Source organism: Paraburkholderia sp. SOS3 (assembly GCF_001922345.1).
Taxonomy (GTDB): Bacteria; Pseudomonadota; Gammaproteobacteria; order Burkholderiales; family Burkholderiaceae; genus Paraburkholderia.
Window position 1 is genome coordinate 1093847 of record NZ_CP018812.1, and the last position, 13335, is coordinate 1107181.

The 13335-nt window shown below is 61.6% G+C and carries 14 protein-coding genes; 4 read left to right on the forward strand and 10 right to left on the reverse strand.

What is annotated here, in order from left to right; genetic code table 11:
* Window positions 1–188: 188 nt before the first annotated feature.
* Together BTO02_RS24900 and BTO02_RS24905 are read right to left on the reverse strand one after the other, a co-directional pair.
* Window positions 189–1670, reverse strand: a complete 1482-nt coding sequence (locus BTO02_RS24900; RefSeq protein WP_156883976.1) for an MFS transporter — start codon at window positions 1668–1670, stop codon at window positions 189–191.
* Window positions 1633–2538, reverse strand: coding sequence for a halocarboxylic acid dehydrogenase DehI family protein (locus BTO02_RS24905; protein WP_075159850.1), 906 nt, complete (start codon window positions 2536–2538; stop codon window positions 1633–1635). The genes BTO02_RS24900 and BTO02_RS24905 overlap by 38 nt, the downstream gene beginning before the upstream one ends.
* 421 nt (window positions 2539–2959) lie before the next feature.
* Between BTO02_RS24905 and BTO02_RS24910 the strand changes: the two genes are divergently transcribed.
* Window positions 2960–3574 (forward strand): TetR/AcrR family transcriptional regulator, encoded by a 615-nt coding sequence (locus BTO02_RS24910; RefSeq protein ID WP_075159851.1) that lies wholly within the window; start codon window positions 2960–2962, stop codon window positions 3572–3574.
* 131 nt (window positions 3575–3705) lie between these two features.
* Here the strand turns inward: BTO02_RS24910 and BTO02_RS24915 are convergent, their stop codons facing one another.
* The 4 genes from BTO02_RS24915 to BTO02_RS24930 form a co-directional block, all read right to left on the reverse strand.
* A complete protein-coding gene (locus tag BTO02_RS24915) occupies window positions 3706–4620 on the reverse strand; it encodes a LysR family transcriptional regulator (RefSeq protein ID WP_075161353.1) in 915 nt (304 codons plus the stop codon).
* A 500-nt stretch (window positions 4621–5120) separates the two neighbouring features.
* Window positions 5121–5498, reverse strand: a complete 378-nt coding sequence (locus tag BTO02_RS24920) for a hypothetical protein (protein WP_156883977.1) — start codon at window positions 5496–5498, stop codon at window positions 5121–5123.
* A 44-nt stretch (window positions 5499–5542) separates the two neighbouring features.
* Window positions 5543–5746 (reverse strand): cold-shock protein, encoded by a 204-nt coding sequence (locus BTO02_RS24925; RefSeq protein ID WP_075159853.1) that lies wholly within the window; start codon window positions 5744–5746, stop codon window positions 5543–5545.
* Window positions 5747–5817: 71 nt separating this feature from the next.
* Window positions 5818–6102 (reverse strand): hypothetical protein, encoded by a 285-nt coding sequence (locus BTO02_RS24930; protein WP_156883978.1) that lies wholly within the window; start codon window positions 6100–6102, stop codon window positions 5818–5820.
* 227 nt (window positions 6103–6329) lie between these two features.
* Here BTO02_RS24930 and BTO02_RS24935 point away from each other — a divergent pair, with 227 nt between their 5' ends.
* Window positions 6330–7805, forward strand: a complete 1476-nt coding sequence (locus BTO02_RS24935; RefSeq protein ID WP_075159855.1) for an aldehyde dehydrogenase — start codon at window positions 6330–6332, stop codon at window positions 7803–7805.
* A gap of 73 nt (window positions 7806–7878) precedes the next feature.
* On the opposite strand, the gene BTO02_RS24940 is transcribed toward BTO02_RS24935, so the two are convergent.
* Window positions 7879–8541 (reverse strand): hemerythrin domain-containing protein, encoded by a 663-nt coding sequence (locus BTO02_RS24940; protein WP_083615355.1) that lies wholly within the window; start codon window positions 8539–8541, stop codon window positions 7879–7881.
* 365 nt (window positions 8542–8906) lie between these two features.
* Between BTO02_RS24940 and BTO02_RS24945 the strand changes: the two genes are divergently transcribed.
* On the forward strand, window positions 8907–9167 hold the full coding sequence (locus BTO02_RS24945) for a hypothetical protein (protein WP_075161354.1): 261 nt from the start codon (window positions 8907–8909) through the stop codon (window positions 9165–9167).
* A gap of 17 nt (window positions 9168–9184) precedes the next feature.
* Here BTO02_RS24945 and BTO02_RS24950 read toward each other — a convergent pair whose 3' ends face one another.
* From BTO02_RS24950 to BTO02_RS24960, 3 genes are all read right to left on the reverse strand, one after another.
* Complete coding sequence (locus tag BTO02_RS24950) at window positions 9185–9928, reverse strand: hypothetical protein (RefSeq protein ID WP_083615356.1); 744 nt, start codon at window positions 9926–9928, stop codon at window positions 9185–9187.
* 249 nt (window positions 9929–10177) lie between these two features.
* The gene (locus tag BTO02_RS24955; RefSeq protein WP_075159857.1) at window positions 10178–10651 is read right to left on the reverse strand and encodes a GDP-mannose mannosyl hydrolase; all 474 of its coding nucleotides are present in this window, start codon (window positions 10649–10651) and stop codon (window positions 10178–10180) included.
* A gap of 21 nt (window positions 10652–10672) precedes the next feature.
* Window positions 10673–11953: a glycosyltransferase WbuB gene (locus BTO02_RS24960; protein WP_075159858.1), complete on the reverse strand. Its 1281-nt coding sequence runs from the start codon at window positions 11951–11953 to the stop codon at window positions 10673–10675.
* Between the two features lie 259 nt (window positions 11954–12212).
* Here BTO02_RS24960 and gmd point away from each other — a divergent pair, with 259 nt between their 5' ends.
* On the forward strand, window positions 12213–13325 hold the full coding sequence (gene gmd, locus BTO02_RS24965; RefSeq protein WP_075159859.1) for a GDP-mannose 4,6-dehydratase: 1113 nt from the start codon (window positions 12213–12215) through the stop codon (window positions 13323–13325).
* Window positions 13326–13335: the final 10 nt, after the last annotated feature.

Genomic DNA, 13335 nt, shown 5'->3' on the forward strand with positions numbered 1-13335 from the left:
GGATCCGCATATGAACTTCTCCGCTGCTGATGACGAGGCTTGAATGCCCCACTGTCGAGGGCTGCACGGAGATATGTTCGGGCCTTACGGGCATGGCGCGTTGATTCAGATCAATCAATGACTGCGCACGACTGAACTGCGACTTCGAGGTCTCCTCGACGCACCGGGCAGCGCACACTGGCGCTTGTTCAATCGCTCGCGCCGCCGGCGGCGAGCGGTACGCGGCGCGCGGCATCATCGTCGGTGCCGAGGTGGCAGCCGGCCGTTTCGGGTGCCACGAGTAGCGTGACGAACGTGATCGTCGACACCAGCATCAGCCACAGCGAAATCGGCCAGGGCTCGCCACCCGACCAGGCGAGCCCCGCGGTCGCAATCAGCGGCGACGGTCCGCCAGCGACGATAGCCACCAGCTGAGCGCCGATCGACATGCCCGAGTAACGCACCTGTGGCTCGAACAGCTCGGCGAAATACGCTGCTTGCGGCGCATACATCGCTGCCCAGCCTATGGCCAGCGCGAGCACCAGGGCAAGCGCGACCATCATCGGTTCTCCGGTGCGCAGCAGTAGGAAGAACGGAAACGCGAACACCAAAGTAAACAGGCTGCCACCGATGAATATCGGGCGCCGGCCGAAGCGGTCAGTCAACAGGCCGAACAAAGGAATTGTCACGGTGGTGGCGAGCGCGCCTAACACGACCGCGCCGAGTATCACGCCACGCGGCACGTGAAGATACTGCGTCGCATACGAGAGGCTGAATACGCTGAAAATGAAGAACGATCCGTTTTCGGCAAAGCGCGCACCGATTGCAATCAGGATGCGCTTTTTCTTGCGCCGGAAAACTTCGACCACCGGAAAACGCGCAACCTGCTTCTTTCTTTCGATCGCCGCGAATACCGGCGTCTCTTCCACCGCGATCCGGATGAACAGGCCGACAGCCACTAGCACGATGCTCAGAACAAACGGCACGCGCCAGCCCCAGCTTTCGAACTCGCTTCCCGACAGCGCGGCCACCAGCGTGATCACGCCGGTCGACAGCAACAGTCCGACCGGCACACCCATTTGCGGCCACGCGCTATGCCAGCCACGGCGATGCGCCGGCGCATGCTCGACTACCATCAGCACAGCGCCGCCCCATTCTCCACCCAGCGCGATACCTTGCACGAGGCGCAACAACGTGAGCAGCACAGGCGCCCAGATGCCGATGGTTGCGTATGTGGGCAACAAACCGACAAGGCAGGTCGATAGACCCATGATGCCGAGTGTGGCCACCAGCACCGTCTTTCTACCGAGGCGATCGCCGAAGTGCCCGAAGATGATGCCGCCTACAGGACGCGCGACGAAGCCCACCGCGAAGGTACCGAAGCTCGCCATGGTTGCCGCGAACGGACTGGTGTTTGGGAAAAACAGATGTCCGAACACCAGCGCGGCCGCGGTGCCGTAGATGAAGAAGTCGTACCATTCAATCACGCTGCCGATCAGACTCGACAGACGTGCACGCCTGAGCGTAGTGGAGGGCAGCCGGATGCTGCCGAGCGATTCACCGTGGACATCCATTGCGCGCTCCTTCATGCGGATGCACCGCTTGTCGGGCCGGCACGCGCATACCGCCGCGCGACACCGGCGCCGTACGGGCCTAGACCGGGAACTTGTTTTCCGTTGCGTCCTGAGCACCGCCGAACGCCTGTTTCAGGCGAATCACCGCAATCGTGATGTCGGCGATGAAGCGGTTGTACATGAACAGCAGGCCGGTCAAGCCCGCGATCTGCTCCGCCGTGAGTTGTTCGGTCATATCGCGCCACGCAACTCCGCCTGGCTTCGCGAAGTCGCGAATGTGCTCGCGGGCGATCTTGCGGATTCGCCATGAAGTGTTGTCATATTCGGCGCTCAATGCGACAGGTTTGAGCGCATCCTCATAGGCGATTTCGAGGTAGTCGGGCCATGCAGCAAGTACCCGGTAATCGCTCGCTGGCCCGTGATGCAGCGATGCATCGCGGATGTCCCGCAACACACGTTGCACCCGCTCGCCCGCACCGTCCGGGTCGATCAGATGGAATTTCTCGACCCCTTCGGGCAATCCGTACGGCAGCAACTGCGCGTCCGTGCCGCTCAACTGCTTGTCGGATCGACCGCCGGCGTCCCGTTCATGCCATGCCTCGTTCCATGCGCTAATCAGAATCAGATACTTCGGATTCCCATAGTTCAGGGCATCGAGCGCTGCCTTCAGCTTGTCGATATCCTGCATGCTCCAGCCGTTCTTCAACAGCTTCGGCGTGGGGTCGGGCGGCGCGTCGCCGGGAATGATTGACGCCTCGCGAACCTTGTCGGCCCCCAGCTCCGCATACCGGGTCGAGATCTGCGGCTTGAGCGCCTCCCATGCAGCCGGGACGAAATGTTGGAACTGCGACATGACGCGGATACCGAATGCAACCCATGGTACCCGCAACGTGTTGTGAATATCTTCATACACTTCGGCAAGTTTGCCGCTCGCCTGATGGTGATCGACTTGTGGAAACTTTTGCAGAACCGGCCGCTGCGACATACAAACCTCCTCGTCAGTAGGTCTCGCTCAATTACGAGACTTATCGGTATCGTAATTGAGCGCGCGCGAATTTCAAGGCAATGTTGTGCGTCGACGATGGAGGAGCACGCCCGCAATGCAGCACGCCGGGTCGATACAAAGGATATCGAAGCGATGTTGATTTGCCGCGCAAAAGCTTGTCGAAGCGGCTGCTCGGCCTGTTGCTGTCCGTCAGTTTTCGCGCTGCTGCAGCGCGACGCCTCTGCGCGCGGAACATTAACGCCGAACCACCTGGGACTTTCCCGCATCGGCTGTCTCTGCTTGGCCGGGTCGACAGCCCAGCAGTGCTAAGCTGATGCATGAAAGGCGCGCGGGCAGCGGCTATGCATAAGGCGGCCGCGCGCTGGCGAACAGACATCGTCTATTGGACACATTGACCACCATGGCACACGGAACTGCATCTGCGCTGGAACAGGACGCCCCGCGCGCGGGCCGGCCGCGCAATCCCGAAACGGAGAAGCAGATCGTGCGCGCGGCGGCGCAGATTCTGTGCGATGAGGGCTACGACGGCTTGACGATGGAAAAAGTCGCGGCGCGTGCGAACGTCAGCAAGATGACCGTGTACCGCCGCTGGAAGTCGCGCGCCGATCTGATCGCCGCCGTGCTCGATGAAGCGAACCTCGCATGGCCGATGCCGAACCCGCAGTCCAGCAGCCTCGCCGATGATCTCAGCATTCTGTATCGCAACTGGGTAAATGGCATGAAAGGAGCGGGCCGCGTGATTCCCGCGCTGATCGCCGAGGCGGTGCAGAATCCGGATCTCGCCACCCTGCTGCACGAGCGCTTCATTCTGCCGCGACGGTTACTGGCGGTCGCAATCGTCGAACATGCAATCCGGCGCGGTGAAATACCGGCCGGCGCCGACGCGCAAACCGCCATCGACATGTTCATGGGACGCATGTGGTACCGGCAACTCGTGACAGGGGCGAGCATTCGCGTGGCCGACGAGCAGAAAGTCGTCACGTTGCTGCTCAACGGCTTGCGCAACAGCGGCTAGTGCCGCGCGACTGCAGCGGTGGGGTGGCACCGCATTCGTCAATGCCCGCTCGATGACGAGCTGCAGATCGACGTCAGCGATGCTCTTAAACCCGGCAGTCCGGTAACCCGGGGCGCGCGGAATGCGTTTCCCTATCGCATGCAGTAGCGTGAGCCACGGAAAAACTGTATCGAAAAATCGATGAACTGGCGTACCCGGACCTGTTGTCTCGTCCGCCCTGAATAAACGATCGACACCCCGTTTGCAAAGCTGGCGGGCGGCATATGAGACGGCAGTACACGTACTAACGTGCCGTGGTGCAGTTCGTCGCTAACCATGTCCAAGGGGAGGAGGGCGATGCCCATTCCCTGCACCGCTGCAATGCGGGCGGACGAGTAACTGGGCACTCTTAGCACGCTGCGCAGCGGTTCGATACGGAACATGTCGCTACCGTCGGTCAGGTCCCATGCGCGTTGCGTCCGGTCCGCCACCATCAACAGGCGATGAACGGCAAGCGACGCCGGCGTGGTCGGAATGCCGTGGTTGGCTAAATAGTCGCGAGACGCGGTGAGTCCTTCGTCGAACGTCAACAGCGTACGCGATATCTGTGACGAAGCAGGCTGATAACGCCTGTCGGTGAAGCTGACATCAAAGCGGTCAGCCCGGAAGTCGTCGGACGAATAATGGGAGCGTACATCGAAAGTCACCGGTGCCTCGGTTGCGTGATAAGCCGCGAGCAGATCGCATACGTGCGACGAGGCGGATGCGGCGGATACACCGATGCGCAGTACGCCCTGCTTCGCTCTGCTATTCCGGATCACTTTTGCGTCCATGTCATCGAGCATTCGGACCAGTTTCCGGCAATCGTCGAGATACTGTTCTCCGATATCGGTCAACGAGACCGAACGGGTAGACCGGTTGAGCAGGCGGACATTAAGATGCGCTTCAAGCATATTGACGCTGCGAGTGACCGCCGCGGCCGACATGCCCAGTTCCTTCGCGGCTGTCGAAAACCCTTTCAATTCGACTACGCGTATGAACACGCGCATTCCCAATAGCTGATCCATTTGAGTAGCCTGAATCGCCGACTTCACATCGAACGACATTGATTTGGATAAAGGGATGCGCCGGTCAACGCCCGCACGGTTGTGGACTTCCGGTTAGGGCGACGGCCAGGCGATCTCTGTAGTTCAATATCGTTAGTTCGGATGGGCGCGTTGTCCGGTTACATCGAACAGAAAGAATTGCGACGGTTCAGGCGTTGTCGCCACGGCCTCGGTCTTCCGGTTGGGACAGTCTCGAAGGGCTTCGCTCGTTGCGAGCGGTACTTGCCACATTACTGGGCCTCAGACGGGCGGTGCGACGGTGCGACGATGCGCGCGGTCGCTGCGGCGTTTCTAGCGTTGGGACGATTGCTTGGACCCGACGCGCTCGATGAGCGTACACGCTCAGATGCGAGATGCCTCGTCAGCACTCAGGCCGTTTCGGTTTATCGTGCGAGCCTGATTTTGTTTGCCCGGGTTCGAATGAGCGACAACTCCATATCGCCGTGGCCGCGCCCGGGCCGTCACCATCGCCCCCAGTAGCCGAAGCGGAACGACACCGATGGCCCCCACCACCCCGGCCAGCCATACCATGGGTAGGGCGCGTAGTAGGCAGGAGCATAGTAGGGAGGGTAGGCGGGCGCGACGTAGACCGGCACCGGATAAACGTACGCGGCGGCGCCCTGCGACGCCGGCGGGATGTTCTGCGCGTCGGCGCCGTTGGCGAGGCCGGAGCCTGGGACGGGCACCTCGCGCTGCGTAGCGTAGGCCGGCACGGCGGGATAGTAGCCGTACGGGTAATACCCGTAAGGATAGTAGCCAGGGCCGACGTAGTAGCAGCCGTACAGCGCAAGTAGTGCGGCAGCGCTAACTGCGCGCACCGCCGCCGCGGAGGGTCCCATGACATGTTCCTGATAGCCGCGATACCTGGCGGCTTCTTTCAAGCTTAGCCTGGCCGAATGTTGGCTGCCTGCTTTCCCTTCGGACCTTGCTTGATGTCAAATGTCACCTTCTGATTTTCCTGCAATGATTTGAAGCCTCGAGACTGGATCTCGGAGAAGTGTGCAAAGAGATCTTCACCGGCGTCGTCCGGCGTGATGAAGCCTAAGCCCTTTGCATCGTTGAACCATTTCACGGCGCCAGTTGCCAATCTTTCCCCTGATTCAAAGCGGGCAGGTCGTTACCTGCGGTTGATAAATGTGATCGTGCTTCGCGCCGAACTCACGGGGCAACAGCAGTCACGTCCGACGCTACGCCTGCCGCCTGCAGGGATGGGGCGGCAGATCCAGAAAGCAGTGATGCGGCGGCATCGAGGCTTGCTTCCTTCGACCGGGCGAGCTCGCGCATGGCCGCATGCAGCGCTGGCCAGGGCGCCAGCCATTTCGTCCTGTAGATACAGGCGCCATAGGCATTGCTGATACGCAGATCCTGCGTGTCGGGATAATAGTTCAGGGTGACGGCGACGCCGTCGATGACGCACGTTGCGATGCAGGGTTTGGAACTCAACACAGGGACTCCGGTAACTCGAAAAAATGCCGCGCAACTCAAGCATTTCGCGTGCCCGGCCCTCACGTGCGCCGCCGTACGACTCGCTGTAAGTATCTCGGCCCGATGAGAGACTTACGTTGTCGGAAAATGCAGGCTTCCATGTAACCGTGCCTATAGCACCGAAGACCGCGGCACAAAACTCCCGCTACCGGTACGCTATCCAACCATTCACCAGGAGAATCGGAATGAAAACCTACAGCCATTTCATCGATGGTCAATACGTCGAGCCAGCCGACGGGGAATGGATGGACACCGTCAATCCATACACGGGCGAGGCCTGGGCGCGCATTCCCAAAGGCAGCGCGAAAGACGTGGATCGCGCGGTACAGGCGGCGAAGCGGGCGATGTCGTCGGGGCCTTATGCCGCGATGAGCGCATCCGAGCGCGGCAAGATGATGCTGCGCCTCGCCGATCTGGTCGCCGCGAACGCGCAGCGTCTCGCGGAAATCGAGGTGCGCGACAACGGCAAGCTGCTGTCGGAGATGCGCGGTCAGCTGAACTACCACCCCGAATGGTGGCGCTACTTCGGCGGCATCGCCGACAAGCTCGAAGGCGCCGTCGTGCCGATCGACAAGCCCGATCACTTCGCGTTCACGACGCATGAACCGGTGGGCGTGGTGGGCGCGCTGACCGCGTGGAATTCGCCGCTGCTGTTCATCGCGTGGAAGTGCGCACCGGCGATTGCGGCCGGTTGTTCAGTGGTGGTGAAGCCTTCGGAGTTTACGTCGGCCTCGACGCTGGAATTCGCGGCCCTGACCAAAGAAGCGGGTTTTCCCGACGGTGTGTTCAACGTGGTGGCCGGACTGGGACCCACGGTCGGTGCAGCGCTGGTCGAGCATCCGGATGTCGCCAAGATTACGTTCACGGGCTCGGATGCGACGGGCGCGGCGATCTATGCGCAGGCCGCCAAAACCATGAAGCGCGTTACGCTGGAGCTCGGGGGCAAATCGCCGAATATCGTGTTCGACGATGCGGATCTCGACAAGGCCGCGAGCGGTGCGATTTCCGGTATTTTCGCGGCGACGGGGCAGACCTGTATCGCCGGCTCGCGGCTGCTCGTGCAGAACTCCATCAAGGATGCGTTTACGAAGCGTCTCGTCGAACTGGGCGGGTCGGCCAGAAAGGGCGATCCGATGGACCCGCAGACGAATATCGGGCCGGTCACGACGCCGGCGCAGTACCGGAAGGTGCTCGACTATATCGGCATTGCGAAGGCCGAAGGCGCGCACTGCGTGCTCGGCGGCGCGGCGGCAAGCGGACTGCCCGGCGGCCAGTTCGTCGAGCCGACCATTTTTGTCGATGTGACGCCGGCCATGCGGATTGCGCGTGAAGAAGTGTTCGGTCCCGTGCTGTCGATCATCGGGTTCGACGACGAGGACGAAGCGATTCGCCTCGCCAACGACACGATCTATGGGCTTGCTGCAGGGGTGTGGACGGAAAACATCGGACGGGCAATGCGAATGTCGAAGGCCCTGAAAGCGGGCACGGTGTGGGTGAACACGTATCGCGCGGTCAGTTACATGATGCCGTTCGGCGGCATGAAGCATTCGGGCATCGGCCGCGAAAGCGGCATCGAGGCTGTCCGGCATTACCTCGAAACCAAGAGCACGTGGATTTCCTACGCGCAAGGCGTGCCGTCGAATCCGTTTGTCATGCGCTGATGCCTTGCAGCGTCGCACGGCGACATTGCTACAGCGATAAAGGGCCTGCTGCGTCGCGCCGCGGTGCGACGCTTCATTCCGACGTGCGCGCCGGCCCATGCACCCGCTCGGCGTAGGGGACATACATTTGTAGGGCCTGTTGCTCGAAAGGCGACACGGATGCTTCCGGAGCGCTTTCGAGCTTCGCGCATGTGATCATGCCTTTCGCCAACAGGAGATCATCCTGCGAGAAGTGACTGCGTGCCGCCTCGTGCATCCGTTCCCATTCGGCGGCGGTTACATGTTGCTCGATCGCCGGGAAGGCTCTCGATTCTTCTAACGACATATGATCGAGCAGCGCCGGGATCAACTGCCTGATCGCTTGCGACAAAGCCGAACGGTGTTGTGAGCCGGCACCGCTGCGCCAGCTTTGCAACTCATCGTTTATGCGAGCGACGATTGTCGCGATGTCCGAGTGATGGTTCTCCATCAAAAGCGAAATCTCAGCCGTTTCGGCGGAACCGCGGTCCTTCAGCCTGGGCCACAAGAACTCGTCTTCGAGTGTGTGATGCGCATGCAAAATGGCGCACAGGAAATGGATATGACCCGCTACCACGTCGGTCCGCGGCCGGTCGTCGGGCAGAACGCCGTCGACCAGCGCCGGAGCACGACGAAACTCGCGCCTGAACATGGCATGGACGTCGAGCATCGTTCGGGTATCGGCATAAGGCCCTTCAGGCGTCGTTTCTCTGCTCATGGTTCAACTCGGTTCCAAGAGTGCGCGTGCAGGCACTCGCAAAGGTGCGCGGATGCGATTCATACGGGGCAAGCGCGTCGCGGGAGAGCGGCCCCGGCTCGAAGCTTATGCGAGCGACGCGCGCACGCGGATCGGAAGCTTCGTTCGACGACCGTGCGTTTCGCATCGAGGCTGTGTGGGACCGCCTGCGGTAGCGCTCCAACGAACGCGATCCGACGTGGTGCGGTGACAGGTGGCAACGGATGCGCCTGAAGCTGCAACAATGAATCTCGCCGCGCATGCTCATCAACGAGCGCATGCAGGTCTACACTGCGTCATCGCATGCGTACAGATGGATACGCAGCACGTTTCCTGGAGAGACAGTCGTGAAAATCGCAAAGTTCATCGTCGCAAGCCTCATGGCCATTCCGCCCGCGTTTGCGTTTGCACAGTCGACGCCGCCTTCGATCAACGACGATCTGAGGGCAAGCATGGCGCAAGAGAAGATGACCTATCACTACGCCGATCGCGTCGACCAGACACAAGCTCAAATAAACGATGCGAAGCGGGCTGGCCTGCTGCCGCATCGGATGGCCGAAGTGAACATGGGCCGTTATTCCCTGTCGGTCGTCCGTCCTTCATTCTGATCGACCCTCGGGTCGCTTCAAGTCTGTCCCGAACGCACATCGACGAGCCGGTCGCGGATAGCGCGCCAGATGCGCGGCACGACCCGCAGGCCGGCGGTCATGCCGGGATCGTAGTAATGCACGATCAATGTGCGGCGTTCGCCTCGCTCGACATGAAGGTTCGCGTGCCGCGTGACAAAGCCGTTGAACGCGTAGACGTTGCCCGGCACGCACGCGATGCGGTCGCAGCGTTGCCGCGAGAGATCGCGGCGCGTCTGTGCACGGCGCATCGCGAGCGGCAAGCGCCGCAGCGCGATCATCCAGGCCTTCGCCATCACGTTGGTCGCGGCCGATAGTTGCTGGCGCTGCCGGCGATAGACGATCAGATCGCCGTTCTCCGCGGCGTCGTGCGCTGAACGCAGCGGAATCAGCAGCGTCAGGATATGTGAATCGAAGTGCCGCAGATGGCTCTGGGCGGGCAGCGTCCGGTTTATGCAACGCAATACACAAAGCGATTCTCCATCGACTTTTAGCCCCTTCTGTGCGGCCCAGCGCTGCGAGTCGACGCGGGCCTGCTGTTCGACGCGCAGGAATTCGCCGTGCTGCCGGAGCAGTTCGACGACGCGCGCGGTCGTCTGCGTCGCGCGCCGGCCGTCGGCCGGTTGCCACGTGTCGCGCGTTTCGTCGATGGTCGCGTTGATCTCGTCGAGCACGGTCTGCGGCACCACGTTCTCGTACAGGCGCACGCGAGGCGGTGCGATATCCGTGTCGTCCTCAAGCATCTGTGGAGACTCCGGCAAGCACTGCCTCGCAAGGCGCTGTGGATCCGCACGATAGCCGTCGCGCGGGCGGCCAGGCGGTTGTCGGATCCGGGTAGCAGGAGGGGAGCGAAGTTCGAAGCAAAATCTTTCGGTAACCGGTCGGGAATGCGTCCTTGTCACCTTAAGTCATGCAATGGCGGCCGATTAGACAAAACATATCTTTGATCCGCCACATTTCACCGCATAGGGCAATGCATGCGGGCGCCGCTGTTATGCAATCACCCTCGTCAGGAAATACGCGCGACTGTTCTCATGAACCGATTCGTCGAGCGCGATATCCTCTGCGCTCGCCCAGCGATAATCGGAATGCTGATCGAGCGGCAGATGGGACAGCCGCTGGGGTACGCGGAAGCGATAGCCGAGCACGACGTAATGGGTCGATATGCCTTCCTTGCCGCTGAAATTGTCGTCGTAAAAGTGCTCGTAGACGCCCATCAGTTCGGCATCGGAGCGATCCGCGCGATGCAAGCCCAGTTCTTCGAGCATGAGGCGCGTGAACGCATCGTCGAGACGTTCGTTCTTGCGCACGCGGCCGCCGGGGACGAACCATACGCCTTGCGCGGGACGATTGACGCGCCGCCCGAGCAGATAGCGGTCCTGGCCGTCATGCAGAATCAGGTCCAGCGCGATCAGCGGCGTGTTCGAGACGACACTCAGAAATTCCGTATTGCCAAGCTTTGCCATAGGGGCTCCTCAAGCACTCAATCAGAGGTCGCGCTCACGCAGCCCGAGCGGGCTTTCCGCCGTTTCGACGTCGACGCAGCGCGCGCGCAGGGTCGACTCGAATTCGCCGAGCACGCTGTCGCGCGAGAGCGCGGCGAGCGCATAGTCGCGGCCCGCACGGCCGAGGCGTTCGCGACGCACCGGATCGGCCGCGAGCGCCACGATCGATGCAACGAGCGGCTCGAGCGCTTCGGGCGGCACAACGACGCCGCGCGGCGCAACCGTGTCGAACAGTTCAGTACCCTCATGCGCCATTGCGATCACAGGACGGCCGCTTGCAAGCATGCCGGTCAGCTTCGACGGCATCACGAGATCGGCCGCGTCGGCGCGCTGCGGCAGCAGATGGATGTCGGCGAAATTGAGCAGCTCGTTGAGCTTGTCCATCGGCTGCAACGGAATGAAGCGCGTGTTCGGCAGATCGCCGCATACGGCCATCAGCGTGTCTCTCGCCGGCCCCTGGCCGCAAAACACGAAGACGATATCGCGGCGTTCGGCGAGCGCAACCGCAGCAGCCCCAAGCACTTCGAGTCCTTGCTTCGCGCCCATGTTGCCCGAGTAGAGCACGACGTTCGCAGCGTCGGGAATCTCGAGCTCGGCCCGCAGCGGAATCTTTGCACCGGCCTCTGGGTCGAGCGGATGGATGGCCGACGTATCGACCCAGTTCGCGAAGTGAACGACCTTGTTGCGCGGCACGCCCTTATGCAATGCATGCTCGATCATCTTGGCCGAGATCGTCGAGACGGTGTCGAAGCGACGCAGCAGATTGCGTTCGATCGCGAGCGCCATGCGCTTGCGCCAGTCGCCTTTGAGCACGCCTAGTTTGAACGCCGCATCGACCTCGTAGTCCTGGACATGCAGCCATGCATGCGCACCGCTCAGTCGCGCGACGAGCCAGCCGGCCGGTGCGTTAAGCAGGCTCGGCGCGATGCTGAGCACGGCATTCGGCCGCCAGAAGACATGGCGCAGCAGCACGGGAAAGCTCGAGAGCGCGAAGCTCGCAAGATGCACGAGGCGGCGCGCACCCTTGGGTTTGGCCGGCACCCAGAGCGGAGCGCGCCAGATATGCACGCCTTCGCTGCGCTCTTTGGCATAGCGAATCGATGAGAAACCGGGTGCTATTCGCCAGGCGGGATAGTAGGGCGGTGCGCAGACCACGCGCACATCGTGGCCGGCGGCGGCGAGCGACGCGGCCATGTCGGCGGTATAGCGACCAATCCCGGTGAGCTCCGGTGCGTAGTTGATGCCGTAGACGAGAATCTTCATCGGGCCTCACGATGTGTCGACGCAAGACGCATTGCGTGTGGAGCGCATCTTGCCCGCACTGCACCATCGGGACCCGCCAGGATATCGCCGTGCGCCGCCAATCGTGAAGCCCGCCGTGAAGCCCGCTTAGGCGGGCAGCTTCACGACGCCAAACTACCGTTGCTATCCGCCAAAAAAATTAATGCACTTGCGTTGTGTTTCGTCGAGGCGCTTTACTGCTGCTACGCATCCCCCTTTATTCATTTGCGAGATTTCCTCCATGTCGAAAACCGCGTTGATCACGGGTATCACGGGCCAGGATGGTTCTTACCTGGCAGAATTCCTTCTGGCCAAGGGTTATACCGTTCACGGCATCAAGCGGCGCACTTCGCTGTTCAATACCGAGCGCATCGACCATCTCTACCATGCTCCGCAGGACAAGGATCGCCGTTTCATCCTGCATCATGGCGACATGACGGATTCGTCGAACCTGATCCGCATCATCCAGGCGGTGCAGCCCGACGAGATCTATAACCTCGCGGCCCAGAGCCATGTGGCGGTGTCGTTCGAAGAACCGGAATACACGGGCAATGCCGATGGCCTCGGCACGCTGCGTATTCTCGAAGCGATCCGCCTGCACGGGCTGACGCGCAAGACGCGCTTCTATCAGGCGTCGACGTCCGAACTCTACGGCAAGGTCCAGGAAATTCCGCAGAAGGAAACCACGCCGTTCTATCCGCGCAGCCCGTATGCAGTCGCGAAGATGTACGCGTACTGGATGACGGTCAACTATCGCGAAGCCTATGGCATGTATGCATGCAACGGCATCCTGTTCAATCACGAATCGCCGCTGCGCGGCGAGACCTTCGTGACGCGCAAGATCACGCGTGCGCTCGCCCGCATCTCGCTGGGCCTGCAAGACCGTCTGTATCTGGGCAATCTCGATTCGCTGCGCGACTGGGGCCACGCGCGCGACTACGTCGAGATGCAATGGATGATGCTTCAGCAGGACAAGCCCGAAGATTTCGTGATCGCGACCGGCAAGCAGCATAGCGTGCGCGAATTCGTCGACCTCGCGGCGCGCCATGTCGGCATCGAGATCCGCTGGGAAGGCAAGGGCGACGACGAACGCGGCATCGTGTCGGACGTCACGCTCGATCCGCGCGTGAAGGTCGGCGACGTCATCGTCGAAGTCGATCCGCGCTACTACCGGCCGACCGAGGTCGAGACGCTGCTCGGCGATCCGACCAAGGCGAAGGAAAAGCTCGGCTGGGAGCCGCGCACCAGCTTCGAACAGCTCGTGCGCGAGATGATGGTCAGCGACCTGACCGAAGCCCGCAAAGACTCGCTCGTGCATCAGCACGGCTTCCCGGTCTACGAACGCCAGGAGTAAGGACGTGATC

Excerpts from the sequence above, each read along its gene's own strand:
- BTO02_RS24905 (WP_075159850.1), bottom strand. The coding sequence starts at position 2,538 with ATGTCGCAGCGGCCGGTTCTGCAAAAGTTTCCACAAGTCGATCACCAT.
- BTO02_RS24910 (WP_075159851.1), top strand. The coding sequence starts at position 2,960 with ATGGCACACGGAACTGCATCTGCGCTGGAACAGGACGCCCCGCGCGCG.
- BTO02_RS24915 (WP_075161353.1), bottom strand. The coding sequence starts at position 4,620 with ATGGATCAGCTATTGGGAATGCGCGTGTTCATACGCGTAGTCGAATTG.
- BTO02_RS24920 (WP_156883977.1), bottom strand. The coding sequence starts at position 5,498 with ATGGGACCCTCCGCGGCGGCGGTGCGCGCAGTTAGCGCTGCCGCACTA.
- BTO02_RS24935 (WP_075159855.1), top strand. The coding sequence starts at position 6,330 with ATGAAAACCTACAGCCATTTCATCGATGGTCAATACGTCGAGCCAGCC.
- BTO02_RS24940 (WP_083615355.1), bottom strand. The coding sequence starts at position 8,541 with ATGAGCAGAGAAACGACGCCTGAAGGGCCTTATGCCGATACCCGAACG.
- BTO02_RS24950 (WP_083615356.1), bottom strand. The coding sequence starts at position 9,928 with ATGCTTGAGGACGACACGGATATCGCACCGCCTCGCGTGCGCCTGTAC.
- BTO02_RS24955 (WP_075159857.1), bottom strand. The coding sequence starts at position 10,651 with ATGGCAAAGCTTGGCAATACGGAATTTCTGAGTGTCGTCTCGAACACG.
- BTO02_RS24960 (WP_075159858.1), bottom strand. The coding sequence starts at position 11,953 with ATGAAGATTCTCGTCTACGGCATCAACTACGCACCGGAGCTCACCGGG.
- gmd (WP_075159859.1), top strand. The coding sequence starts at position 12,213 with ATGTCGAAAACCGCGTTGATCACGGGTATCACGGGCCAGGATGGTTCT.